Annotated in this window: 22 protein-coding genes; 6 read left to right on the top strand and 16 right to left on the bottom strand. The window is 70.9% G+C overall.

Features of this window, described 5'->3' with window-relative positions:
* The first annotated feature begins 124 nt into the window (after nt 1-124).
* Entirely contained in the window at nt 125-778 is a 654-nt protein-coding gene (locus ACT3S3_RS00500) for an AMIN-like domain-containing (lipo)protein (protein ID WP_441579099.1), read from the top strand.
* Here the strand turns inward: ACT3S3_RS00500 and ACT3S3_RS00495 are convergent.
* From ACT3S3_RS00495 to ACT3S3_RS00485, 3 genes are read right to left on the bottom strand one after another with little or no spacing between them, the layout of a single operon-like run.
* Complete coding sequence (locus ACT3S3_RS00495) at nt 775-1,965, bottom strand: sucrase ferredoxin (protein WP_301442918.1); 1,191 nt, start codon at nt 1,963-1,965, stop codon at nt 775-777. The two genes, ACT3S3_RS00500 and ACT3S3_RS00495, sit on opposite strands and share 4 nt — an antisense overlap.
* Before the next feature lie 10 nt (nt 1,966-1,975).
* Complete coding sequence (locus ACT3S3_RS00490; RefSeq protein ID WP_301442919.1) at nt 1,976-3,604, bottom strand: Y-family DNA polymerase; 1,629 nt, start codon at nt 3,602-3,604, stop codon at nt 1,976-1,978.
* Complete coding sequence (locus tag ACT3S3_RS00485; protein ID WP_444625998.1) at nt 3,601-4,362, bottom strand: hypothetical protein; 762 nt, start codon at nt 4,360-4,362, stop codon at nt 3,601-3,603. Before ACT3S3_RS00485 ends, ACT3S3_RS00490 begins: the two co-directional genes overlap by 4 nt.
* Before the next feature lie 143 nt (nt 4,363-4,505).
* Between ACT3S3_RS00485 and ACT3S3_RS00480 the strand changes: the two genes are divergently transcribed.
* The gene (locus ACT3S3_RS00480; protein WP_301442921.1) at nt 4,506-4,961 is read left to right on the top strand and encodes a hypothetical protein; all 456 of its coding nucleotides are present in this window, start codon (nt 4,506-4,508) and stop codon (nt 4,959-4,961) included.
* A gap of 47 nt (nt 4,962-5,008) precedes the next feature.
* Here ACT3S3_RS00480 and guaA read toward each other — a convergent pair whose 3' ends face one another.
* A complete protein-coding gene (gene guaA / locus ACT3S3_RS00475) occupies nt 5,009-6,601 on the bottom strand; it encodes a glutamine-hydrolyzing GMP synthase (protein WP_441579098.1) in 1,593 nt (530 codons plus the stop codon).
* A gap of 170 nt (nt 6,602-6,771) precedes the next feature.
* On the opposite strand from guaA, the gene ACT3S3_RS00470 reads away from it, so the two are divergent.
* Nucleotides 6,772-8,040, top strand: coding sequence for a Na/Pi symporter (locus ACT3S3_RS00470; RefSeq protein WP_301442923.1), 1,269 nt, complete (start codon nt 6,772-6,774; stop codon nt 8,038-8,040).
* 79 nt (nt 8,041-8,119) lie between these two features.
* Here the strand turns inward: ACT3S3_RS00470 and ACT3S3_RS00465 are convergent, their stop codons facing one another.
* Both ACT3S3_RS00465 and guaB read right to left on the bottom strand, forming a co-directional pair.
* Nucleotides 8,120-9,271 carry a GuaB3 family IMP dehydrogenase-related protein gene (locus ACT3S3_RS00465; protein WP_301442924.1) on the bottom strand — a complete coding sequence of 384 codons (1,152 nt, stop codon included), beginning with the start codon at nt 9,269-9,271 and terminating at the stop codon, nt 8,120-8,122.
* 15 nt (nt 9,272-9,286) lie between these two features.
* Entirely contained in the window at nt 9,287-10,816 is a 1,530-nt protein-coding gene (gene guaB / locus ACT3S3_RS00460; protein ID WP_301442927.1) for an IMP dehydrogenase, read from the bottom strand.
* A 154-nt stretch (nt 10,817-10,970) separates the two neighbouring features.
* Between guaB and ACT3S3_RS00455 the strand changes: the two genes are divergently transcribed.
* A complete protein-coding gene (locus ACT3S3_RS00455; protein ID WP_301442925.1) occupies nt 10,971-11,384 on the top strand; it encodes a DUF5319 domain-containing protein in 414 nt (137 codons plus the stop codon).
* Between the two features lie 16 nt (nt 11,385-11,400).
* On the opposite strand, the gene ACT3S3_RS00450 is transcribed toward ACT3S3_RS00455, so the two are convergent.
* Together ACT3S3_RS00450 and ACT3S3_RS00445 are read right to left on the bottom strand one after the other, a co-directional pair.
* On the bottom strand, nt 11,401-12,297 hold the full coding sequence (locus ACT3S3_RS00450) for a hypothetical protein (protein WP_441579097.1): 897 nt from the start codon (nt 12,295-12,297) through the stop codon (nt 11,401-11,403).
* Nucleotides 12,297-12,881: a sigma-70 family RNA polymerase sigma factor gene (locus ACT3S3_RS00445; RefSeq protein ID WP_301444128.1), complete on the bottom strand. Its 585-nt coding sequence runs from the start codon at nt 12,879-12,881 to the stop codon at nt 12,297-12,299. Before ACT3S3_RS00445 ends, ACT3S3_RS00450 begins: the two co-directional genes overlap by 1 nt.
* A 274-nt stretch (nt 12,882-13,155) precedes the next feature.
* Between ACT3S3_RS00445 and ACT3S3_RS00440 the strand changes: the two genes are divergently transcribed.
* Nucleotides 13,156-13,470 (top strand): WhiB family transcriptional regulator, encoded by a 315-nt coding sequence (locus ACT3S3_RS00440; RefSeq protein ID WP_301444129.1) that lies wholly within the window; start codon nt 13,156-13,158, stop codon nt 13,468-13,470.
* Nucleotides 13,471-13,558: 88 nt separating this feature from the next.
* Here ACT3S3_RS00440 and groL read toward each other — a convergent pair whose 3' ends face one another.
* The 5 genes from groL to glmS form a co-directional block, all read right to left on the bottom strand.
* Nucleotides 13,559-15,178, bottom strand: coding sequence for a chaperonin GroEL (gene groL, locus ACT3S3_RS00435; protein ID WP_441582313.1), 1,620 nt, complete (start codon nt 15,176-15,178; stop codon nt 13,559-13,561).
* 11 nt (nt 15,179-15,189) lie between these two features.
* Nucleotides 15,190-15,492 carry a co-chaperone GroES gene (gene groES, locus ACT3S3_RS00430; protein ID WP_301442640.1) on the bottom strand — a complete coding sequence of 101 codons (303 nt, stop codon included), beginning with the start codon at nt 15,490-15,492 and terminating at the stop codon, nt 15,190-15,192.
* A gap of 136 nt (nt 15,493-15,628) precedes the next feature.
* Nucleotides 15,629-17,974 carry a tRNA (adenosine(37)-N6)-threonylcarbamoyltransferase complex transferase subunit TsaD gene (gene tsaD / locus ACT3S3_RS00425; protein ID WP_444614971.1) on the bottom strand — a complete coding sequence of 782 codons (2,346 nt, stop codon included), beginning with the start codon at nt 17,972-17,974 and terminating at the stop codon, nt 15,629-15,631.
* Between the two features lie 179 nt (nt 17,975-18,153).
* Nucleotides 18,154-19,893, bottom strand: coding sequence for an alanine racemase (alr, locus tag ACT3S3_RS00420; RefSeq protein ID WP_301442642.1), 1,740 nt, complete (start codon nt 19,891-19,893; stop codon nt 18,154-18,156).
* A 17-nt stretch (nt 19,894-19,910) separates the two neighbouring features.
* Nucleotides 19,911-21,785 (bottom strand): glutamine--fructose-6-phosphate transaminase (isomerizing), encoded by a 1,875-nt coding sequence (gene glmS / locus ACT3S3_RS00415; protein WP_301442643.1) that lies wholly within the window; start codon nt 21,783-21,785, stop codon nt 19,911-19,913.
* A 132-nt stretch (nt 21,786-21,917) separates the two neighbouring features.
* On the opposite strand from glmS, the gene ACT3S3_RS00410 reads away from it, so the two are divergent.
* The gene (locus tag ACT3S3_RS00410) at nt 21,918-22,814 is read left to right on the top strand and encodes an alpha/beta hydrolase (protein WP_301442644.1); all 897 of its coding nucleotides are present in this window, start codon (nt 21,918-21,920) and stop codon (nt 22,812-22,814) included.
* 16 nt (nt 22,815-22,830) lie between these two features.
* Here the strand turns inward: ACT3S3_RS00410 and ACT3S3_RS00405 are convergent, their stop codons facing one another.
* From ACT3S3_RS00405 to ACT3S3_RS00395, 3 genes are read right to left on the bottom strand one after another with little or no spacing between them, the layout of a single operon-like run.
* Nucleotides 22,831-23,067 carry a hypothetical protein gene (locus ACT3S3_RS00405; RefSeq protein ID WP_301442645.1) on the bottom strand — a complete coding sequence of 79 codons (237 nt, stop codon included), beginning with the start codon at nt 23,065-23,067 and terminating at the stop codon, nt 22,831-22,833.
* The gene (locus ACT3S3_RS00400) at nt 23,061-24,476 is read right to left on the bottom strand and encodes a hypothetical protein (protein ID WP_444614972.1); all 1,416 of its coding nucleotides are present in this window, start codon (nt 24,474-24,476) and stop codon (nt 23,061-23,063) included. The genes ACT3S3_RS00405 and ACT3S3_RS00400 overlap by 7 nt, the downstream gene beginning before the upstream one ends.
* Nucleotides 24,473-24,790 (bottom strand): hypothetical protein, encoded by a 318-nt coding sequence (locus tag ACT3S3_RS00395; RefSeq protein WP_301442647.1) that lies wholly within the window; start codon nt 24,788-24,790, stop codon nt 24,473-24,475. The genes ACT3S3_RS00400 and ACT3S3_RS00395 overlap by 4 nt, the downstream gene beginning before the upstream one ends.
* Between the last annotated feature and the right edge of the window lie 63 nt (nt 24,791-24,853).

Below are 24,853 nucleotides of genomic sequence, written 5' to 3'. Positions count from 1 at the left end.
ACTGTGCCGCGCGTCACCCTCGGGGTTACGGCGCGGTCACGGCAAGGTCACATTCCGGTCATATTCGGAAGTATTTTGCCATTAGCCGTGCCTTTCCCCCGCACGCCCGGTAATCTCTCTGGTCGTGAGTAGAACCGAAGACACCCGCCGCACCGGACCCACCGTCGCCTCCGGCGTCGCCGCCCTGGTGTGCGGGTGTCTCTGCGTCTCCCTCACCGCCTGCAGCAGCGGTGGTGCGGACGACGACAACGAGTTCAACCCCGTGAGCGCCAGCACCAGCTCCCCGCAGTTCTCCGCCCCCGGCGCCGAACTGGCCTCCCCGGTCCCCCGCTCCTCGAGCGAGTCCGGCCCCCTGTCCGGGGCCCAGCCCCTGGACGTCCTCCCCGAGGAGGGCACGCGGATGACGGTCAGTGAGGTCCGTGCCGCCAGCCACGGCACGTTCGAACGCGTCGTCATCGAGCTGGACGGTGAGGGGTCCCCCGGCTGGTTCGTCACCACGGACGACGCCCCCACCGCCGACGGCTCCGGCGCCCCGATCGACTACGACGGCGAGACCGCCCTGGTCATCGACGTCCGCGGCCTGGAGATGTCGCCGGGCGGCGACGACACGCCGGTCAAGAAGATCGGCACCGAGCTGATCGAGTCCGTCGAGGCGAAGGGCGTCTTCGAGGGGATGCAGCGCATCGTCGTCGGCATCGACGAGGACGACCCGGACTTCACCCTCAACATCCTGGACTCGCCCACCCGCATCGTGGTGGACATCCTCAAGTCCGACTAGTTCACGGCCGCCACGTCGGCGGCGACCCAGGACCTGCCCTCCTTGGGACGGTCCCCGCAGGACGAGACGACCGGGTGGCACGTCCGAGACTCCAGGGTGACGATCCAGGAGCCGGCGTCCCCGGTGACCCGCACGGCAGGAGCACTTCCCTTGTCGCCCTTGTGTCCCTTGTGCTTCTTGCCGCCGAGCCCGTGGGCCGCGGCAGCCTCCCGCACCGCGTACTCGTAGTCGCGGACGGGCTGGAAGTAGCCCTGCCGGTGCAGTGCCCTGAGCTCCTCGCGACGTCCGGCGGCCTTCATCTCGATCCGCTCGGTGATCAGCTCCCCCGCCCGACGCCGCAGGTCCGGGTCGACGGCCGCGTGCGCGGCGGCGTAGGCGTCCTGCTCGGCGTTTTGGGCGACAGGCGTAACGGGAACGGTGTACTTCTCCACGCTCAGCTCACCCAGCCGGGCGGGCGTCCCCCGCGCGGCGAGGAGTTCGGCGACCGCCAGTTCGGCGACCTGGCCGTGGGTGTCGAAGGTGCCGCGCCCGCGGTTGCCGGCGACGGGCACCTCGCCGCGGGCGGCGGTGTCCAGCATCGCCGAGGCGCCGGGGACGTCCAGCCCGCCGAAGGAGTAGTTGTGCGGCAGCAGGATCATCGACGGGGCGAAGCGGTGGCCCTTGGTGTGCGAGGACTCCCAGACGGTCTCGCCGCCGTGCCCGTCCGCCAGCGCCGCGGCCATGGGACGACCCTTCACCGCACAGCAGGTGTCCCGCTTACCGTGGGTGCAGACCAGCAGGAGCGGATGGTCGACCCGGGTGGCGCCGGGCACCGAACCCGGGGTGGACAGGTCCACGTCCAGCAGTCCACGCACCCCACCGGTGACCTCGAGACGTTCGAGGGTGGGCGGGGTCGCCCCGGCGTCGGCGACGAAGACCACGCTCGTGTCCGCCCCACCCGGCTGCCCCGTCTGTCCGCTGCGGCCGGGACGGCGGATGAACTGCAGTTGCGCGTGGTGGCGTTTGAGCCAGCGCTTCACCTCGCCGGCGAGCTCCTTGCCCAGCGCCTCGCCGTCGAGGATGTCCTTGCCCCACCCCTGCGGGTACTCGACGGCGACGATCAGCCGCCCCGTCTTCGCGGTTCCGGGAAGGGGTTCCCGGGTGATGTCGGAACACAGTCCCGACCGGGGGTTCCGTGTGGTGGGCATACCCCTGATCCTAGTACGTCGCCTCGATCCGCCACGACCTCCCACGGCAGACCAGGAGGAACGCCGAGGGCTCGTCGGTGGCGACCTGGAGCCTGGCGTAGCGGCGGGCCGACGCCCCCTGCGACCACCACATCTCGTCCACCGGCCACGGCCCGGCCCACCCGGTCAGCCGGTGGACCCTGCCGCCCCACCGCATCGACACCGGCACCGAGCTCATCAGCCCGCGTCCGGTGACCCACACCTGGGAACCCTCGCCGTCGAGCAGGTGCACGGCGGACGCCGGATGCCCCGGCCCCGGGGCGTTCATCCGGTCCGCCGGCGCCCCGACCAGCGCCGGGAGCGGGGCGGGGAGTTCCCCGTCCCACCGTCCGGTCGTCGTCGCGGTGACCTCCTCGGGGTCCTGCTCCCCGTACGGGACCGTCAGCACCCGCCCGCCGACGGCGCGTCCTCCACGGTGCACCGGACGCAGCACCCCGCGGGTGCCGATCAGCGCCTGGGCGCGCGCGGCGGCGGCGCGGGCCGCGCGGATGCCCACGTCCGGGCCACCCCACAACGCCTCGGCGACGTCGCCGGCGGGCAGGCACTCCACCGGCACCAGGTCGATCGCGGCGATGCCGCCGACCCCGTCCGGGGAGTCCGGCATCTGCGCACGCACACGGGTGAGCCACCCGTCGAGCTGCCAGCGCACCCGCTGGGCCGTGTCGTCCTCCGCCAGGGGCTCCCGGCAACGCCACACGCGCTCCACCGTCACCGGGCCGTCGTAACCGGCGGGCGGATCCAGGTGCGCTCGCACCGCCAGACGCAGACACACCTGCCCCGACTCCGCCAGACGGGCGTGCAGACGCACCGCCGCCTGCCGGGCGAGGAAAGCCGCCGTACCCGTGTCCGACACCGGCTCGTCCGGCTCGACCCGCACCTCCAGCGGGACCACGGTGCGCTCCGGGGACACCGGACGCTCCGGCTCGCCCGAGGCGATACGGTGCCAGCGCACCCCCTCGTCGCCGAACCGTCCGGCCACGTCCGACACGGGCAACGCCGTGAAGTCCGCGAGCGTGCGCACACCCAGCTGGGACAGCACCGCGACCATCGCCTGCGGCGTGCCCAACGACGCCTCCGCCACCAGCACCCGCAACGGCAGGCCCGCCAGGTAGGACGCCGACCCGCCGGACGCCACGCTGCGCCCCTCCCTCGCCGCCCACACCGCAGTGACCACGTCGTCGGCGACGCCGGCCAGGCAGTCCGCGCCCGCACGCGCCGCCGCGTCCACCAGCAGCTCCACCGCCGTCGACTCGTCCCCGTAGTACTTCACCAGCGAGGACGCCGAGAACGCCAGCAACCCGGGACGCAGGGTCTCCACACTGGCGGCCACGGACTCCAGCGCCACGAGCACCTCCTCGTGCGCCTCCGCCTCCGCGGCGTCCTCCACCTCACCGACCTGCAACGACGGGCACGTGCCCAGCGCATGACGCTCCTTCATGCCCTGCTGCACCCCCGCCCGACGCGCCGCCGCGTTCGCCGCGTGGATGCGGTGGTTGTCCACCACCGCCGCCGGGGCGAGCAGGTCCCAGCCACGCCGCAGCGCCGCGGTGTACACCGGCCAGTCCGGGAACCACAGGACGACGACCCGACGCGCGCTCACAACGCACGCTCCCGCGGGGCGTCCTGCAGGGCGGGAGCTGCCGTGGCAGCTGTGCCCACCGTGCCGACTGTGCCGCTGAACGTCCGCGGCGGCTGCCCCTGACCCCACGCCTGACCAGCCACCGACACACCGCGCACCCGGCCGGAGCCCACGCCCAGCCCGGTGACGCCCTCCGTACGCCACGACAGGTGCAGACGCGCACCCGGCCAGGAACGCACACCCGAGCACACCAGCAGCGCACAACTGCTGCGGCGCAGCCGGGCCTCCACCGGACGTGCCGCCGACGGCGACACCGCCGCCGGGGCCGCGTAGACCACCAGGTCCAGACCCTCGACCAGGGTCCCGAGCACCGCCGAGGCGTGCGGTACGGGGTCCGGCACCAGCACCAGGCGCTCCAGGTCCCCGCCGGCGGCCTCCACCGCCGCCACCGCCAGCCGCGGGTAGCCGACGACCGCCGCACACCCACCGGACGCGGTCAGCGTGGCCAGCACGTCCACCAGGGCGGCGGGGCAGTCGTCCGCCGCGGTGACCGCACCCTGCGGCAGGCCTCCGGCGCCCAGCGAACCGGCCAACCAGTCCGGGACGGTGACGTGGGGCGAGCCGGCAGGAGCGGCAGGTTCGGCAGGTTCGGCAGGTTCGACGACTACCTTCGTGTCGCCGCCGCTGATGGTCGCGATCCGGCTGCGCAGGTCGGCGACGATGCTCCCCCGGTCCCGTTCCTCCACCGCCCTCACCTCCTCATCCACGACCCTGTTCACGACACCGGAACCCAGACTAGGCGCTGGCCAGGACATGATCGCCCGGGCGCGTTCGGCAATTAGAACATCCGTTCTATCCCGTGCCAGCCTATTCGGCCGGCGGGTGACGGTCAAACCCCCTCGTCCGGCTAGCATGGACAGCCATGGCACGCAGCGAGACACCCTCCGGCACCGACCACGTCGACCCCACACCCGTCACCCCACGCGCACTACGCGCGGGCGTCGCAGCCCTCATCGGCGCCGGGGTGGGCGCACTGGCCACGCCGCTGCCCACCGGGGTCCGGGTCGTCCTGATGCTGGTCTTCCTCGCCGCCGGCCTACTCTGCCTGTTCAGCCACCCCTACCGCCACGACGTGCGCGCCGCCGTCGAGGCCCGCGGCGACCGCTACACCACCCGCATCAAGCAGGTCGTCCCCCTCTTCCCCATCTGGCTGGCCCTGATGCTGGTGCCCGGCTTCCAGTTCAACAACTGGGCCATCGCCGTGATCGCCTGGGCCATCGCCGGGGTGTACACCTGGCAGGTCGTCCCCCGCATCGACGGCACCCGTGAGCTCGAGGACCTCGCTAACGCTACCGACGCTGCCAGAGGAAACAACTGACCCCCTCCCCGTAGAACGGGGAGGGGGTCAGGCCGCGGGGAGTGGACTCACTCCCACTCGATGGTTCCCGGCGGCTTGCTGGTCACGTCCAGCACCACACGGTTGACCTCGGCGACCTCGTTGGTGATCCGCGTCGAGATCCGCTCCAGGGTCTCGTAGGGCACCCGGGTCCAGTCCGCCGTCATGGCGTCCTCACTGGTCACCGGGCGCAGGACGACCGGGTGGCCGTAGGTACGGCCGTCGCCCTGCACACCCACCGAACGCACGTCGGCGAGCAGCACGACCGGGCACTGCCAGATCGTGTTGTCCAACCCGGCGGCGGTCAGCTCGGCACGCGCGATGGCGTCCGCGGCACGCAGGGTCTCCAGACGGTCCTCGGTGACCTCACCGATGATGCGGATACCCAGGCCCGGCCCGGGGAACGGCTGGCGTCCCACGATGACCTCCGGCAGGCCGAGCTCGCGGCCCACCGCACGGACCTCGTCCTTGAACAGCAGACGCAGCGGCTCGACGAGGGTGAACTCCACGTCGTCCGGCAGACCGCCGACGTTGTGGTGGCTCTTGATGTTCGCCGTGCCCGAACCACCGCCGGACTCCACGACGTCCGGGTACAGGGTGCCCTGGACCAGGAAGTCCACCGAGGAGCCCTCCGGGGCGTCCTCGAGCACACCGGTGACCGCACGCTCGAAGGAACGGATGAACTCCGCGCCGATCGCCTTGCGCTTGGCCTCCGGGTCGGTGAGCCCGGACAGCTTGTCCAGGAACGCCGCCCGCTCGTCGAGGGTGACCAGCTTCGCGCCGGTCGCCGCGACGAAGTCGTGCTCGACCTGCTCACGCTCGCCGGCACGCAGCAGCCCGTGGTCGACGAAGACACAGGTCAACCGGTCGCCGATGGCCTCCTGCACGATCGCGGCGGCCACGGCGGAGTCCACGCCGCCGGACAGCCCGCAGATCGCACGACCTTCGGGGCCGACCTGCTCGCGCACGGCGGCGACGAGCTGCTCGGCGATGTTGCCCGCCGTCCAGGTGGGTTCCAGACCGGCGACGTCGTACAGGAAGCGGGTCAGCACCTCCTGGCCGTGCGGGGAGTGCTGGACCTCCGGGTGGTACTGGACGCCCGCCATGCGCTTGTCCAGGCACTCGAACGCGGCGACCGGTGCGCCGTCGGAGTGCGCGGTGACGGTGAAGCCCGCCGGGGCCTCGCTCACCGCGTCGCCGTGGCTCATCCACGCCTGGTGGCTGGACTCGAAACCGTTGTGCAAGGAACCGCCGTCGACCGAGATCTCGGTACGGCCGTACTCACGGTCACCGGTGTGCGCGACCGTGCCGCCGAGGGCGTGGGTCATCGCCTGGAAGCCGTAGCAGATGCCGAGGACCGGAACACCCAGCTCCAGCAGTCCCTTCTGCAGGGCGGGGGCGCCGTCGGCGTAGACGGAGGACGGGCCGCCGGAGAGGATCAGCGCCGCCGGGTTCTTCGCGGCGACCTCCTCGGCGGACATGGAGTGCGGGACGACCTCGGAGTACAGCCGCGCCTCACGCACGCGGCGTGCGATGAGTTGCGCGTACTGCGCGCCGAAGTCGACGACGAGGACGGGACGGGGACTGTCGGCAGATGCGCCGGACTGCTGCTGATGTGTCACGACGCCAACTCTACCGAACGTCCCACCAGCCGATACCGCCGGTCACCCTGCAGGCCGTGCCGGGAGAGTTCATTCGCCGTTCACCTCCCGAATTCGCCAACCAGGGTGAACCCCATACACTCGACGGCAGTACCCCACGACACGTAGTCGACCAGGAAACGGAGCCCCACGTGCCGGCAGAGGTCACCGACCACCCGTCCGTCGTCCGCGACACCACGGACGACACCACGAACGACACCACAGTTGCAGGTGTGAACCCCGCACCCGCACCGGTGCGCAGTCCCTTCACCCGCCTCGGACTCCACGGGAAACCCCTGGCCTGGGCCAACTGGATCGGGGTGGCGCTGGGCATCTACCTGCTGATCACCGCGGTCTCCGTGGTCGGCGACGGGTTCAAGGCAGCGACCGGCGGCCAGGCGGAGGAGCTCTTCGCCTTCGCGTCCAACCCGCTGGTCGCCCTGATGATCGGGCTGCTGGCCACCGCGCTGATCCAGTCGTCCACCACGGTCACCGCCATCATCGTCGGACTCTGCGCCGGTGGACTGCCCATGGCCACCGCCATCCCCATGCTCATCGGGGCGAACGTGGGGACCACGATCACCAGCACCCTGGTCAGCCTGGGCATGGTCCGCGACCGCGAGTCCTTCCGCCGCGCCTTCGCCGCCGCGTCCATCCACGACTGCTACAACCTGCTCGCCGTGGTGATCTTCCTCCCCCTCGAACTCGCCTTCGGCATCCTCGAGAAGTCCTCCGGCTGGCTCTCCCACCAGATGGCCGGCAGTGACGGTGGCATCCTGGCCACCGTCTTCGGCGGTCTCGGCGACGCCGTGACCGGCGTGACCGAGCCCCTGGGCGACGCGATCGTCGCGGCGTCCGGCGTCCTGCCCGGCCCGTGGGACGGCATTCTGCTCATCCTGGTCGGCATCGCGCTGATCCTCGGGGTGATCAGCGTGATCGGGACGCTGCTCAAGGTCGTCATGGTCGGACGCGCCGAGAAGGTGCTGCACACCGCCATCGGACGCGGTCCGGTCTCCGGCATCGCCTCCGGCACACTGATCACCGTGATGGTCCAGTCCTCCTCGACCACGACCTCCCTGATCGTCCCCCTCGCCGGGTCCGGCACCTTCTCCCTGCGGCAGGTCTACCCGTTCACCCTCGGTGCCAACGTGGGCACCACGCTGACCGCCCTCATCGCCGCCTTCGCCTTCAGCGGCCCCGAGGCCGAACTCGCCCTGCAGGCCGCGCTCGTGCACGTGCTCTACAACGTCTTCGCCCTGCTGGTGATCTACGGACTGCCCTTCCTGCGGTGGATCCCGCTGGCCGGGGCTACCACGCTGGCGCGCCTCGGTGCGCGCAACAAGCTCTACGTGGCCGGCTGGGTCATCGGCATGTTCCTGGTGCTGCCGGCCACGCTGATCCTGCTCACCGTGCTGCTCTAGAACACCAAAAACCCCGCGCGGTCGTCGGTCCGAGAAATCCGGACCACCAACCGCGCGGGGTTTTGAGGGAGGGCGTGCGTCAGCGCACGGCCAGCGGCACCTTCTGGAAGCTCTTCAGGTCGGTGTAGCCGCACTTGGCCATGGAACGGCGCAGCCCGCCGACCAGGTTCTCCTCACCGTAGGGGTTGTCCGTGGGACCGAACAGCAGCTTCTCCAGCGGCAGGGTCTCGCGGGCGCCGAAGGCACCGAACACGCCCTCGGCCTCGCCACGCGGCAGGCTCGGGTGCGCGGCGACGGACGGCCAGAAGTGGCCGCGTCCGCCGGAGTTGTCCGCCATCGCCAGGGGCGCACCCAGGGAGACGGCGTCCGCACCGCAGGCGATGGCCTTGGCGATGTCGCCGGAGTACTCCATGTGGGAGTCGGCGATGACGTGCACGTAGCGTCCACCGGTCTCGTCCAGGTAGTCCAGACGGGCGGCCGCGGCGTCCGCCACGGCGGAGGCCATGGGCACGTCGATGCCCAGGGCCTGGCTGTTCGTGGTGGTGCCGGAGCCCACGATCACGCCGGCGGCACCGGTACGCATCAGGTGCATGGCGGTGGTGTAGTCCACCACGCCACCGGCGATGACGGGCACGTCGATCGAACCGATGAACTCCTTGAGGTTCAGCGGCTCACCGTTGGAGTACACGTGCTCGGCGGAGACCAGGGTGCCCTGGATGACCAGCAGGTCGATACCGGCCTTGATCAGGTCCGGGGCGAAGTCGCGGGCGTTCTGCGGGGAGACGCGCACACCGAAGGTCACACCGGACTCGCGCACCTCGGCCAGTCGCTCGGCCAGCAGCCCGCGGTCCAGCGGCGCGGCGTGCAGTTCCTGCAGCACGCGCTGGGCGGCGTTGTCCGAGGCCGGCAGGCCCAGCGGGTCGGAGTCGCCGGCGGCGGCACGGACCTTCTCCAGGGCACCGTCGAGGTCGCGATGGCGTCCCCACAGGCCCTCGGCGTTGATGACGGGCAGACCGCCGAGGCGGCCGAACTCCACGGCGAACTCCGGGGTCACCACGGCGTCCGAGGGGTGCGCCATGAACGGGATGTCGAAACGGTAGGCGTCGATGCGCCACGTGGTGTCCACGTCGTGCGAGGAGCGCGTGCGGCGCGAGGGCACGATGTTGATCTGGTCGAATCCCACGACCCGGCGGGCCGTGCGGCCCATCCCGATGTTCACCTGTTCCTGCATGGCTGAGACCGTTTCCTAACGCTGGTAGTAGTTCGGGGCTTCGACGGTCATCTGGATGTCGTGCGGGTGCGACTCGCGCAGGCCCGCGCCGGTGATCCGGACGAAGTGGGCGTCGTTGAGCTCGGCGACGTTGCGCGAGCCGGTGTAGCCCATCGCGGCGCGCAGGCCACCGACCATCTGGTAGATGATGGAGTCCACGTTGCCGCGGAAGGGGATGCGCCCCTCGATGCCCTCCGGCACCAGCTTCTCCTCGCTGGTGACGTCCGCCTGGAAGTAGCGATCCTTGGAGTAGGAGCGCTGCTCGCCGTGCAGGCCACGGCCCTTCATCGCCCCGAGGGAGCCCATGCCGCGGTACATCTTGTACTGCTTTCCGTTGATCACGGTGATCTCACCGGGGGCCTCGCTGGTGCCCGCGAGCAGGGAGCCCAGCATCACGGAGGACGCACCGGCGGCCAGCGCCTTGGCGATGTCGCCGGAGTACTGCATGCCGCCGTCGGCGATGATCGGCACGCCGGCCTTGCGGGCGGGCACGGCCGCCTCGAGGATGGCGGTGATCTGCGGGGCGCCCACGCCGGCGACGACGCGGGTGGTGCAGATCGAGCCCGGGCCGATGCCGACCTTGAGGGCGTCCGCCCCCGCCTCGATCATGGCCTCGGCCGCGCTGCGGGTGGCGAGGTTGCCGCCGATGACGTCGACGCGGTCGCCGAACTCCTTCTTCACCCGCGAGACCATCTCCAGCACGCCGGTGTTGTGGGCGTGGGCGGTGTCGACGACCAGGGCGTCCACCCCGGCGTCGACCAGGGCGCCGGCCCGACGCCAGGAGTCCTCACCGGTGCCGATCGACGCGCCGGCGAGGAGACGGCCCGACGCGTCCTTCGCGGCGTTGGGGAACTTCTCGCGCTTGGCGAAGTCCTTCACCGTGATCAGCCCGGTGAGCACACCCTCGCCGTCGACGATGGGCAGCTTCTCCACCTTGTTCTCGCGCAGCAGGCGCAGGGCGGCGTCCGCCGAGACACCCTTCTCCGCGACGACGAGCGGCATGGGGGTCATGACGTCGGCGACCTTGGCGGAGAAGTCCTCCTCGAAACGCATGTCACGGTTGGTGCAGATGCCGACCAGGTGTCCGGTGGCGTCCACCACGGGCAGCCCGGAGATCCGGTAGCGGGCGCACATGTCGTCGACCTCGCCGATGGTCATCTCCGGCGAGCAGGTCACCGGGTCGGTGACCATGCCGGCCTCGCTGCGCTTCACGATCTCGACCTGCTCGGCCTGGTCCTCGATGGACAGGTTGCGGTGCAGCACACCCATACCGCCCTGGCGGGCCATGCCGATGGCCATGCGGGCCTCGGTGACGGTGTCCATCGCCGCGGAAATCACCGGGACGTTGAGGGTGATGTTGCGGGTCAGCTGCGTGGTCGTCGCCACGTCGGAGGGGATGATGTCGGACGCCGCGGGGAGAAGCAGGACGTCGTCGAAGGTCAGACCGACCAGCTCCACCTTCCTCGGGTCGTCGCCACCAGTGGTCACAAGCTGGGCATCGGTCATGCCGGTCAGGCCTCCTGCATCCTTCATTCCACGTCACTGTCGTCGGGTTGTACCAGACAGGATAGCCTGTCTGCCCCCATGGTCCGCCATCCGCACCCGGTGTGCGACCGGTCCCCTGGCATGGTTCCCCTCACCGCCGGCAACAGGTACGATCATGTGCGTGGACTTCGACGATTCCCTGATGCCCCCGGACCCGTTCGCCGGCGACCCGGAGGACCCGGCCGCCCTGTTCGACGAGGAGCTGGACGAACCCCTCTCCGACGAGGAGCGTGGGGCGCTGCGTGAGGATCTGGCGAATGTCCGTCGTTTCCGTGAGCTGCTGGAACCCCGCGGCATCCTGGGTGTGACCATGACCTGTGACGACTGCCAGGAGTTGCACTACTACGACTGGCCGATCCTGGTGTCGAACCTGTCGACGATGCTGAACGACGGCCCCGTGCCCGTGCACGAGCCCGGTGCGGACCCCGACCCCGACTTCTACGTCCCCTGGGACTACTGCGCCGGTTACGCCGACGCCGCCGACTGGCTGAGCCGCGGCCCGCGCACCTTCCGCCGCTGGGGCCGCTGAGTCCGAGCCGCCCGACCTATTCGGTCGGTTCGGTCTCCGCGTCGTCACGCTGCGCCTTGGGCGCGGTCGTCGGCGTCGTCGAACTGCTCGACGTGCTCGACCTGGTGGTGCCGGACGGTTTCACCGGGGACGCGGCACGTCCCTGCGGTTCGGCGAGGAGCATTGCCCCGCCGTCGGCGGGTGCCTCCGTCTGGACGTCGGACGCCTCGGCGTCGCCGCCGTCACCGTCCTGAGCGCCGTCACCGGTGGTGTCGGTCTGGTCGCCGGACTGCGCCTCGTCACTGCTGCCCGGATCGGCGAGGACCATGCCGCCGGAGTCCGCGTCACCGCCGTTGCCGGCCTCGCCGCCCTCGCTCTCGGCCGGGGCGGAACTCCCGGCACCCTCGGAGTCGTCCGTGGCGCCCTGCCCGTCACGAGGGGAACCGTCACGGTCGGGGGCCTCGGAGGCCGCACCCTGACCGCCGGTGGAACCGTCACCGGAACCGGCGGACTCGGCGACGACGGAATCCGAGCCACCGGAGTTGCCGGTGGTCAACGCGCCCACGGTGAACCCGCCGACGACGAGGGCCGCGGCGACACCGCTGCCCACCACCAGCGAGGTCAGGGAGATCCCGCCCAGGGCGGCCACTCCCCCGGCACGACGCATCGCGCGGCGACGGCGACGACCCGCCAGGGAGGTCACCGGCGCGGAGTCGACGTCGGCGACGACCGGGGCGGCGGGGATGTCACGGTCGGTCTCGGCACGGGCGTCGGCGAGCAGACGCAGGAGCGGGTCGGCACCGGTACCACCCTCCGGTTCCCGGCCCGCCGCCAGGGCGTCCAGCATCCGGTCGGTGGCGCGCACGGCGTCGGCGTCGGCACCCTCGGTACCGTCGCCGTCGAAACCCCGTGGGTCCCACCTGTGCTCGTCCATCATTCCGTCCTCGAATTCTCACGGGACTCCAGGGTCTCCCGCATCTTGGCCAGCGCCCGGAACTGGGCGACCCGGACAGCACCGGCGGTGGAGCCGACGATCTCTGCGGTCTCCTCGGCGGAGTACCCGCCGAAGACCCTGAGAGTCACGATATGCCGTGCCTTCTCACTGAGCGTATCGAGCAGTTGTGCGACTTCGTTACAGGAACTCACATCCAACGCCACGGTTTCCGGCGTACTCGTCACGACCTCCTGGTCCGGCACCTCATCGGTGGGAACCGCGAGGTCACGGGACTGTGAACGCCGTGCATCGACGATCTTGTTCGCCGCGATCCGGTAGACGAAGGCCATGAACGGCTTGCCCTGGTCCTCGTAACCGGGTATGGCACGCGCCACGGCCAGACAGATCTCCTGCGCCAGGTCCTCCGGGGTGGGGTACTTCGTGGACGGCACACGGGCACGGCAGTAGCGCACGACCGGCGGGTGGATGAGGTCGATGATGCGCTGGAGCGCCCGCCCGTCCCCCTCCACTGCGGAGGGGACGAGCCGGGGCAGGGCCTCGTCGATGTCGTCAGTCGCTGTCATAGTCCTCGGGAAAACACGGTCGCGGCAGGGTGCTGGTCGTCACGGGAACTGTCCCTGCCTGTGGGCTGAAATTACCACAGCAAACCATCCACCCGGGACTCACCCGGGAGGATACCTCTGCAGAGGGCGCCGCAGAGGGTGTCACAGCGGGGGCCGAAAATGTCACATGCCGAACAGCTCGCGGACACCTGTTGTTCACATCGACGGGACAGGGTGGGAGTCACTGGAGAACACCCCAGACGATCCACCCTCACGATGTACAGGAGAAGAACCCATGCCGCAGACGAGCGACCTCCCGGGCCCCGCGACCACCTTCTGGGACTGGCAACTGCACGGTTCCTGCCGTGGGGCCGAGTCCGCCGTCTTCTTCCACCCCGACGGGGAGCGCGGACGTGCGCGCTCGCTGCGTGAGCACCGCGCCAAGGCGATCTGCAACGAGTGCCCGGTACTGGCCCAGTGCAAGGAGCACGCCCTGAACGTGGGCGAGGTCTACGGGATCTGGGGCGGCATGGGCGAGTCGGAACGGGCAGCCGCGCAGAACGGGCGTCCCCGCCGCGTGAAACGCACGCCGCGCCGCCTGGCGTCCTGACGCACGGGAAGACCCCCGCCTCCCCACGGTCCTCGGGACCGTCGGGGTGGCGGGGGTCCTGCGTGCCCCCGAGGGGCACACACCGACCTTAGTGGTGATGGTGTCCGTGGCCGGCGGCGGCAGCGGCCGCCACGGCGGGCTTGTCGACGACGGCGGTCTCGGTGGTCAGCACCATGCGTGCCACCGAGGTCGCGTTGACGACGGCGGAGTGGGTGACCTTGACCGGGTCGATGATCCCCTGCTCCAGCAGGTTGCCGTAGACACCGGTGGCGGCGTTGTAGCCCTCACCGTTGGCACGCTCGGCGATCTTGGAGACCACGACGGCCCCGTCGAGGCCGGCGTTGTCGGCGATCCAGTACGCCGGACGGCGCAGTGCGCGGGCCAGGGCCTTCACGCCCACGGCCTTGTCGCCCTCGAACTCGGCGGCGAACTCGTCGAGCTCGGCGGCGATCTGCACCAGGACGGAACCGCCACCGGCGATCACGCCCTCCTGCGCGGCGGCACGGGCGGCGTTGATGGCGTCCTCGACGCGCAGCTTGCGCTCGTTGACCTCGGTCTCGGTGGCGCCACCGGCACGGATGACGGCGACACCCCCGGACAGCTTCGCCAGACGCTCCTCGAGCTTCTCCCGGTCCCAGGTGGAGTCGGTGCGCTCGATGTCGGAACGGATCTGGTTGCGGCGGGTGTCGAGGTCCTCGGCGGTGCCGGCACCGTCGACGATGACCGTCTCGTCCTTGGTGACCGTGATGCGGCGGGCGGTGCCCAGCTGCTCCAGGGTCGTCTCGGAGAGGTTCTGGCCGACCTCCTTGTCCACCACGGTGGCGCCGGTGACGACGGCGAGGTCGTCCATGAACGCCTTGCGGCGGTCACCGAAGTACGGGGACTTCACGGCCACGGCCTTGATGGACTTGCGGATGGAGTTGACGACGAGCATCTGCAGCGGCTCGCCGTCGACGTCCTCGGCCACGATGAACAGTTCCTTGCCGGCCTTCGCGATCTGCTCCAGCAGGGGCAGGAAGTCGGGCAGGGAGCTGATCTTGTCGCGCACCAGCAGGATCGCCGGGTTCTCCAGGACGGCCTGGGCCGACTCCTCCTCGGTGACGAAGTACGGCGAGAGGTAGCCCTTGTCGAAGGAGACGCCCTCGGTGACCACGAGCTCGTCGACCAGGGACTGGGACTCCTCGACGGTCAGGACGCCGTCCTTGCCGACCTTCTCCATGGCCTCGGCGACCTTGGCGCCGATGCCCTCGTCACGCGAGGAGACGGTGGCCACGTTGGCGATGGCGGCGGAGTCGGCGACCGGCTCCGCGCGCTGCTGCAGCGCCTCGATGACCTTCTCCGCGGCGACGGCGATGCCCTCGTTGACGGCGATGGGGTTGCCACCGGCGGCGACGATGCGCATGCCTTCGTTGATCAGCGCCTGGGCGAGCAGGGTGGCGGTGGTGGTGCCGTCACCGGCGATGTCGTTGGTCTTCACGGCCACCGACTTCACCAGCTGCGCACCGAGGTTCTCGAAGGGGTCCTCGAGGTCGATGTCGCGGGCGATGGTGACACCGTCGTTGGTCACGGTCGGACCGCCGAAGGCCTTGTCCAGGACCACGTTACGGCCCTTGGGGCCGAGGGTGACGCGAACCGAGTCCGCCAGCGTGTCCACACCGCGCTGGAGGCCCTTGCGGGCCTCCTCGTCGAATGCGATGAGTTTAGCCATGCGTCACCGACCTACTTCGCGGAGTCGACGACGGCGAGGATGTCGCGCTGGTTGAGCAGCAGGAACTCTTCCCCGTCGTACTTGAGCTCGGTGCCGCCGTAGCGGGAAAACACGACCGTGTCGCCCTCGGCGACGTCCATCGGGACGCGGGCGTCGTCGTTCCAACGGCCCGGGCCGACGGCCACGACGGTGGCCTCCTGCGGCTTCTCCTTGGCGGAGTCCGGGATGACCAGACCGGATGCGGTCGTGGTCTCGGCCTCGACGATCTGGACGAGGACGCGGTCCTCGAGCGGCTTGATGTTGACGTTAGCCACGTTGAATACCTCCGTGTTTGCGTACATGCAGTGATCCGAATTGTCTTGTCTTCCGGTTGGTATATCCTGCACAGCCGTCGTCGCGGGTGAACAACTGTGTGTCACACAACCACTTGGCACTCTACCCTGCCAAGTGCTAGCCCTCAACAAGGGAGGGTGCCAGAACGGGAACCTCCACGTCCATCGACGGGTCGGTCGCCGCGTCCAGCGAACTGGCCGGGGCACCCGCCTCGATCAGGCGGGCGGCGAGCGCGGCGATCATCACGCCGTTGTCCGTGCACAGCGAGATCTCCGGCACGACCATGCGCACCCCGGCCGCCGCACACCGCTCTTCCGCCAGCGCACGCAGCCGACGGTTCGCCGACACTCCGCCGCCGAGCAGCATCACGTCCGCCCCGGTGTCCACGCACGCGCGCACCGCCTTGGCGGTCAGCACGTCCACCACCGCCTCCTGGAAGGACGCGCACACGTCCTCCACCGGCACACTGCGTCCCTCCTTGTCCGCCTTCTCCACGAAGCGGGCGACGGACGTCTTGAGCCCGGAGAAGGAGAAGTCGTAGGCGGCGTCGCCCGGGCGGCTCATACCGCGCGGGAAGGCGATCGCCGTGGGGTCGCCCTGGGCGGCCAGCCGGTCGATCACCGGGCCGCCCGGGTAACCGAGACCGAGCAGGCGGGCGACCTTGTCGTAGGCCTCGCCGGCGGCGTCGTCCAGGGTGGAGCCGAGCTCCTTCATCGGACGTCCCACGCCGTTGACCTGCAGGATCTGCGTGTGCCCGCCGCTGACCAGCAGCGCGACGGCGGTACTGAGGTCGCCGGCGACGGTGCCGTCGGTGCCTTCAGTGTCGTCGCCGGTGTCGAGCGTGCCCACGGCCACGTGCCCGCCGAGGTGGTTGACCCCGTAGAAGGGCACGCCCCAGGCCGCCGCGTAGGCCTTCGCCGCCGCCGCGCCCACCAGCAGCGCACCGGCGAGCCCCGGGCCCACCGTCGCCGCCACGGCGTCCGGACGCCGCCGACGTCCCGCCGTCGCGGCGCGCAGGTCGTCCAGCGCCGCGGCCATCGTCGGGCCCATGGCCTCCAGGTGCGCGCGCGAGGCGATCTCCGGCACCACCCCGCCGAAACGGGCGTGCTGGTCCATCGATGACGCCACGCGGTTCGCCACCTGCCGCACCCGGCCGTCGGCGTGCAGCTCCACCACGCCGACACCGGTCTCGTCGCAGGAACTCTCCACACCCATGACCAGCATCGGGGCGTCCTGCTTCCCCCGGGAACGTTCCGAGAGCGCCGGACGGCACATCGTGTAGGCGTCCGCGCCGGAGGGCCGGTAGTAGTTGCGGCGCGTGCCGGTGACCTCGAAACCGTAGCTGCGGTACAGCCCGATCGCCGAGGTGTTGTCCGTCCTGACCTCCAGGTACACCGGGCCGTCGTCGCGGTCGGCCAGCTCCATCAGCGGGTCCATGAGCAGACGCGACCAGCCGCGGCCCTGCACCGACGCCTCCAGGCCGATGGTGTGGATCTCGAACTCCGGGTCGTCCGCCGGACCGTTCTTCGCCAGGCCGGCGTAGCCCACCAGCCGCTCGTCCGCGCCACCCTGGCCGGTGACGACGCCGAGGTAGACGGTGTTCGGCGCGCCGATCTCCGAGGCGAAGCCGGCCTCCGGCCACGGCGAGTCACCGACGAAGAGCTCCGCCTCGATCTCCGCGCACCGCCCCGCCGCGCCGACGACCAACGGCCCCACGGTCGGTTCGGGGACGTCCTCCTCCCCCACCGCACTGAAGTCCAGCGCCGCGGAGACCCGGACCGGCTTCGGCTCCGCGGCGTCCGGACGTCGCAGGTAGAGCGCACGCAACGGCGTGCCGGGGTGCAGCAGCCCCTGGGGCCCGCCCAGCACCCGCACCGCGGCGGTGACCAGGCCGACCGGCGTCGGCCGGGCGTCCGCGTCGGTCACCGTCCACCCCGGGACCTCGCCGGCACGCTGCGCGACCTCGCGGGACGCCAGGACCTCCGCCTGCGGGCAGGACGCCACGACGTCGTCCGGCGCGGCGACGACCGGGCCGTCCAGCACCTGCCCGGACGCGCGGTCCACGAGCGTCCGGTACCACTCGCGACGACGGGCGTCGCTGAGCACGAGCAGCAGTGACGAGCCGGCTGCGTCGGTGGTGGCGGCAGTGGCGAGGTGCCCGGACACACCGTGCACGGGGACGCCCAGCGCGTCGCCGAAGGCGGCGCCGGCGGCCATGCCCACGCGCAGACCGGTGAACGGACCCGGCCCCACGCCGACGACGACGGCGGCCAGGTCGTCCGGCGTGAGGTCGGCGTCCCCCAGCGCGGTGAGGATGTTCGGGGTCAGCACCTCCATGTGGCCCCGCGGGTTGAGCTCGGTGTGCTCCGCGAGCAGTCGGGGCGGGGCCGACGCGTCATCCGGACAGTCCACCACCCCGGCGACGACGAAGGACGTGGAGGTGTCGACCGCGAGAACATACATGCTCAGGAATCTTAGCCCCCCGGCCCCAGGCATAGGCGAAGCCCCGTCACACTCTCCAATTGCGACGGGGCCTCTGGATACACCCCTCACGGTGATCCGTCACCCATTCTGGCACCAGATGCTGCTTCGTGCCAATCAATCTGGCTAATGGGGGATCTTATCGGGGGGATTCAGAATTGCTACCTCTGTGACCAGCGCCAACGTAGGATCCTCGGAGGTTCGGTCGTATCGCCGGCAATGTCGCCGATGTCGTCGACCTCCCCCCGGTCGATCTCCACGTCGATCCACCGCGTCGGAGCCAGGGACTCCACGACCCCGCGGCCCCACTCGGCCACCAGGACCCGGTCCTCCAGGTCCGCGTCGATGTCGAGGGACTCCAGGGCGTCGAGGACCACGTCCGGCGAGGGCGTGGTGCCGTCGTGCGCCTGCTCGCCGAGCAGCCGGTAGGCGTCCATGTGCAGCAGGCCCGGGCGCGCGGAGTCCGGACCCGGCCGGTGCTCGCGGATGATCGTGAACGTCGGCGACTGCACCCGGCCCCTGACCTCCAGCCCGGCGGCGATGCCCTGCGTCACGGTCGTCTTTCCGGCACCCAGGGCACCGGTCAGCACCACCACGTCGCCGGCGCGCAGGGTGCGCCCCAGCTGACGACCCAGGTCACGCATCTGCTCGGCGGAGGTTACCTCCACCGAGCCCTCCTCGGCGTCTGCGGGGTCGAAGACGCCGCGCACCGGCAGCGTGCGACGCGACAGGCGTCCACGCGGCATCGTGAGCACCTCGTAGGCGATGGTGTCGGCGGCCCCGGCGATCTCCTCGACGGAGCGTCCGCCCTGACCGAAGACCACCGCCCAGTCGCCGGGACGTACCGCGGCGCCGGGGCCGTCCTCGTGCGCAGGACCGAGGTCGACCACGACCTGGTCCATGCACACCCGCCCGATCTGCGGGTACCAGGTGCCGTCGACGGTCACGCCGAATCGTCCCGACAGGCTACGCGGCAGCCCGTCGGCGTAACCCATCGCCACTACGGCGGTGCGGGTGTCGCGCGGGGCACGCCACAGGTGCCCGTAACTCACGCCCTCCCCTTCCGGGACGACGCGGGTGGTGACCACCCGGGCGCGCACCGTCATCGCCTCGCGCAGCTCCACCGGGCCAGACTCCCCCACCGGGATCACCGTCGGGTCGACCGCGTAGACGCCGTAGACGCTCACGCCCGGGCGCACCATCTCGTGGCGCAGGTCGGGACGCGTCAACGTCGCCGGGGTGTTGGCGAGGTGGTTCACCGGAACGTCCAGCCCCGCCGCCCGGCAGGCCTGCACGGCGTCGGTGAACCGTGCCGCCTGCAGGTCGGTGACCGGGGAGGACGGGTCGTCGGCGACGGCCAGGTGCGACAGCACGCCGCTGACGGTGAGCACGCCCTCGTCGACCGCGTCCACCGCGATCCGCACGGCCTCGTCCCACCGGGCGGCCTCGATACCCGAACGCGAGAGGCCGGTGTCCGCCATCAGGCCGACCGACAGGGGGGACGCCCCGCCGGCGACGGCCGTACGCGAGGCGTCCACCGCGGCGAGGAGGTGCTCCACGGAGGGAACGCCCAGGGTGACGTCGGCCGCGCAGGCCGCGGCCACGTGCCCGAGCGCGACGTCCGGCAGCCACATCCACGCCGTGACCGGGGCGTGGATCCCGGCGTCGCGCAGCGCCACCGCCTCGCCGAGCGTGGCGACGCCCAGCGCCGCCGCCCCGGCGTCCACCGCGGTGCGGGCGACGTCCACCATGCCGTGGTTGTAGCCGTCGGCCTTGACGATCGCCATCACCCCGGCGGGCGCGGCGACCCGCACCAGGGTGCGCACGTTGTGGTCGACGGCGTCCAGGTCGACGACGAGCTCGGCCAGCGGATACGGGTCGGTGCCGGGTAGTTCGCTCATCAGCGCAGGTACCGGTCCTACTCCACCGTCACGGACTTGGCGAGGTTACGCGGCTTGTCGATGTCGGTGTTGCCGCACTGGCGGGCGATCTCCGCAGACAGGAACTGCAGGGGAATTGTCGACAGCAGCGGCTGCAGCAGCGTGGGGCACTGCGGGATCTCGAGCAGGTCGTTGGCGAACGGGCGCACGGCCTCGTCGCCCTCCTCGGCGATCACGATGGTCCGGGCACCGCGGGCGCGGATCTCCTGGATGTTCGTCACGATCTTGGAGTGCAGGATCTCCCGGCCCTGCGGCGACGGCACGACCACGACCACCGGCAGGTCGTCCTCGATCAGGGCGATCGGGCCGTGCTTGAGCTCGCCGGCGGGGAACCCCTCGGCGTGGATGTACGCCAGCTCCTTGAGCTTGAGGGCACCCTCCAGCGCCACCGGGTAACCCACGTGGCGGCCCAGGAAGAGCATCGTGGGGATCGGGCCGAGCTCCGCGGCCAGGTCCAGGACCTTGTCCTTGAGTTCCAGGACCTGCTCGATCTTGCCCGGGATCTCCTCGAGCTGCTGGTAGATCGCCTCGATCTCGTCGGAGAACTTCGTGCCGCGGGCCTGGGCCAGTGCGAGGCCCACGATGTAGTTCGCCGCGACCTGCGCCAGGAAGGCCTTCGTGGACGCCACGCCGATCTCCGGGCCGGCGTGGGTGTAGAGCACCGCGTCCGCCTCGCGCGGGATCTGCGAACCGTTGGTGTTGCACACCGCCAGGACGCGTGCGCCCTGCTTCTTGGCGTGCCGGACGGCCTCCAGGGTGTCCGCGGTCTCGCCGGACTGGGAGACGGCCACGACCAGCGTCTGCCGGTCGAGCACCGGGTCGCGGTAGCGGAACTCGCTGGCGACCTCGATCTCCACGGGCAGGCGCACCCAGTGCTCGATGGCGTACTTCGCCAGCAGGCCGGAGTGGTACGCCGAACCGCAGGCCACCACGAAGACCTTCTCGATCTGACGGAGGTCGTCGTCCGACAGGCGCTGCTCGTCGAGCACCACCCGGCCGTCGTCGAAGTGGCCGGCGAGGGTGTCGCGCACGGCGGCGGGCTGGTCGAAGATCTCCTTCATCATGAAGGAGTCGAAACCACCCTTCTCCGCGGCGGCGAGGTCCCAGTCGATGGTGAACGGGCGGCCCTCGGTGGGCGTGCCGTCGAAGTCCATGACGCGGTAGTCGTGGTCGGTGATGACCACGGCGCTGTCGTCGTCGAGCTCCACTGCCTCACGGGTGTGGGCGATGAAACCGGCGACGTCGGAGCCCAGGAACATGCCGTCCTCCCCCACGCCCACGATCAGCGGGGTGGAGTGGCGGCCGGCGACGATCTTGCCCGGCTCCTCGGCGTGGGCGAACAGGACGGTGAACGCGCCCTCCAGGCGGCGCAGCACCGCCAGCGCGGACGCCTCCAGGTCACCGGCCGTCGGGCCGGCGGCGTAGGCCAGGGCGAGCAGGTGGGCGGCGACCTCGGAGTCGGTCTCACTGGTCATCTCGATGCCCGCGGCCTCGACCTCGGCACGCAGCGGTGCGAAGTTCTCGATGATGCCGTTGTGGACGATCACGGCCTTGCCGTCGAAGGAGACGTGCGGGTGGGCGTTGACGTCGTTCGGACGCCCGTGCGTGGCCCAACGGGTGTGGCCGATGCAGGCCTTGCCGGTGAACCGCTCGCGGCCGGTCTCGGCGATGCGCTGCTGCAGGTTCGCCAACTTGCCGGCCTTCTTCTCGACCTCGATGTCGCCGTCCGAGACGACGGCGATTCCGGCGGAGTCGTACCCGCGGTACTCCATCCTGGCCAGCGCCTCGAGACCGATGTCGAGCGCCTTTGCGGAGCTACGGGCGCTTCCGATGTATCCAACGATGCCACACATACTGGACAACAATACTGGTCGCCCCGGACACCCGTGAAGCGCATCCCCGTTGTCCACCCCTCCGGGTCGGTTGAGCGCGGTTGTTCCCGACCCTCGCCCCGCGTCGTGGAGCTATCAACTAGGCTGAGTGACGTGGCAGACAACGCGAAGAACCTGGTCCCCCGGTTGGAGAAGCGGGGCCCGCACAGGGTCCTGGTCGGCGAACTCGACTTCGCCGGCATTCCCGGCCGTATCTACACGCCTGCCGAGGGCAAGGCGATCGCCGGTGTGGCCTTCGGCCACGACTGGCGCGTCGGCGTGGACGCCTATCACGGCACCCTGCGCCACCTGGCCAGCTGGGGCATTGCCGTGGCCGCCCCGGACACCGAGCGCGGCCTGTTGCCGAACCACCGGGGCTTCGCCTCGGACCTGGAGTCCTGCCTGCAGATCCTCTCGGGTGTGCGCCTGGGTGTCGGCAACATCACCGTGGACCCGAGCAAGCTCTTCTTCGCCGGGCACGGCATGGGCGCCGGCGCGGCGATCCTCGCGGCCACCGGCCGGGCGGCCGCGGAGCCGGCGAAGAAGCGCTACCGCGACCGTCCGACGGTCGCCGGTGTCATCGCCGTGCACCCGTCGGACACCGCGCCGAGCTGCTACCAGGCGGCCCGGCACGTCCAGGCCCCCGGTCTGGTGCTGGCACCGGGACGCACCCTGGGCATCGAGGCCGGCGAGCCGGAGCGCGTCGCCGCCCTCTGGGGTGGCGAGGCGGTGTTCCGTCGCATCGACAAGGCGTCGTCCACCGGCTTCCACGAGAAGGTCATCCGCAAGTTCCTCACCACGAACAGTGGGCTGGAGCTGGCGGCGCAGGACTTCATCCGCGCCCTGATGACCGGCTTCGTGCTCGCCGAGGACGACAAGCACTACGCCGCCTTCCGCGACCCCGAGGCCGAGATCAAGAAGTCGCAGGTGATGAGCCGCGGTGAGCTCTTCGAGAGCCTCCCGGAGTTCGCCGACCCGATCGACGCGGTGAACAAGGCCCTGCACGCCTGAGCGCCGCCACCCCGGGTCAGTCGAAGATCCCCGGGCTCCGCCGCGGGGGACGCCCGGCGGCGTCCTGCCGCCGCACCACATCGTTGTTGTCGGTGGTCGCGGTGGCGGTGTCCTCGAGTAGTTCACTGAGGTCGCCGAGCTCGCCGAGCAGCTCCGTGGCCTCGTCCATCTGACGTTGGAACCGCCCGGTGGCCTCACCGACCTCCCTGACGTAGCCCTCCAACGCCGCCTCTATCGGGTTCTTGTTCACCACTGCTCACTCCTCTGCACCGATGGTGCGTCCTGACCGACCTCGCCGGGCTGTTCGGCGGACTTCTCACCGGTGGTCCACAGGTCAGGCACCCAGCCGTCGTCCCCGGACGACGGCTCCGGGGTCTCCACCGCCGCGGTACCGACCGGCGGAGTCTCCACCGGCGCCGCATCCGTGGCGGGTGCCTCCGCCGGGGTGGCCGCGGTCTCCGTCCCGGGGAGGTAGGAGCTCTTGTCGAACCCCTTCTCCGGGTCCACGGTGGACGGCTCCGGCTCGTCACACGGCTCGGGTTCCGGTTCCGGCTCGCACGGCTCGGGTTCCGGTTCGCACGGCTCCGGCACAGGTTCAGGTTCCGGCTCCGGTTCGCACGGCTCCGGCGGACAGAGGTTCACGTCGATGTCGATCAACGACCCGGAGTTCTCCACCGAGAGATTCGCCGCGCCCTCGACGACCGTCTCCACAATCCCCTCGACCGCACCCTTGATCCACCCGCTGACCTGGCCACCGACCTGGCCGGAGATGTCCGGCAGCATCGGCGCGGCGACCGAGGACCCCACGAGCCCCGACAACGACGCCGTCGAAGTTGCGGCCGAGGCGGCGGCGACGGCCGGGGACGCCGGCGGACACGGCTCCGGGGTCGGCAGCGCCCCGCCGCCTGCCCCGGCACCGACGGTGGCGACCTCGGTCGGGACCGGTGCGACATCGCAGTCCGGCGCCGCGGTCACCGGGGCAGGCTCCGTGGCCAAGGGAACCCGGCAGTTGCCCTCCTCGGCGGCCGGGGCGCACTCGGCGATGGTGAGGTCCATGCACTCGCCCATACGGGAGTTCCTGCCCTCCAACATCGCCCCCACCCCGTCGCGGGCACCACACAGCAGCTGCGCCGCCATCTGGAGCAGCGCCCGCGACGCCACCTGGTCAGTGGCACGCAACGCCAGCCCGGCGGCACAGAGCTCCTCGGCCGTCGCGACCGCCCCGTCCACACAGGTCTCCACCTCGTCGGCGCACAGGGACTGGATGGACTCCAGCACACGGTCGCAGGTGGCCACCGCGTCGTCTGCCTGGTCCACGTTCCCGTCGTGTTCGTCGGCCTCGTCGCCGCCCCAGCCCAACTTGTCCGCCAGGACCCCGCCGGCGATTCCCGTGATCAGGTCCTTGCCGGTCTCCAGGACTTCGGCGAAGAAACCGCCCTTCCCCTTCTTGCCGCTGCCGCCGTCCTTACCGTCCTTACCGTCGCCGCCGCCGCCGTCACCGTCGCCGCCGACCATGCCGATGACGAAGTCCGCCGCCGTCATGATGCCGGTGATGATCCACGGGAGAGCCGCCGGTGCCAGCCTGGTCGCCTGCTGACCGGAGGCGTCGAGCTTCGCCACCGACGCGGCGATGCGGGCCTGGTCCGCCTGCACCGCGCTCACCGCAGCTCCCCCGCACTGAACCCGCGCCGCGAGTCCCCCTCGGTGGTCGACACCGCCGAGACCGTCCCCGCGGCGGTCTCCAGTCCACGCCGCAGCCGGTCGATGTGCGCCAGACGTACCCGGTGGGCCTTCTCCCGCAGTTCCACCAGGTGCGCCGCCCGGTCCGCCAGCCCCTGACCGTAGCTGGCCGCCGTCCTGCGCGGTGCGGCGGCGGCGACCTCCGCCTTCCTGGAACCCACGGCGACCAGCGCCTCCGCCAACGCCGACTGCGCCGCGCCGTCGTCCACCCCGAGCCTGCCGATATCCGGTGCCACAGAAACCCCCTTCGTCCTCCCGCCACCGTCGGCGCACCGACGGCACGGGTCATCGATCATCCA

It is taken from the genome of Corynebacterium sp. AOP40-4SA-5, from assembly GCF_052377355.1.
Taxonomy (GTDB): Bacteria; Actinomycetota; Actinomycetes; order Mycobacteriales; family Mycobacteriaceae; genus Corynebacterium.
The sequence above is the reverse complement of the archived record's forward strand: the minus strand, read 5'-3'. Positions and strand labels throughout refer to the sequence as shown.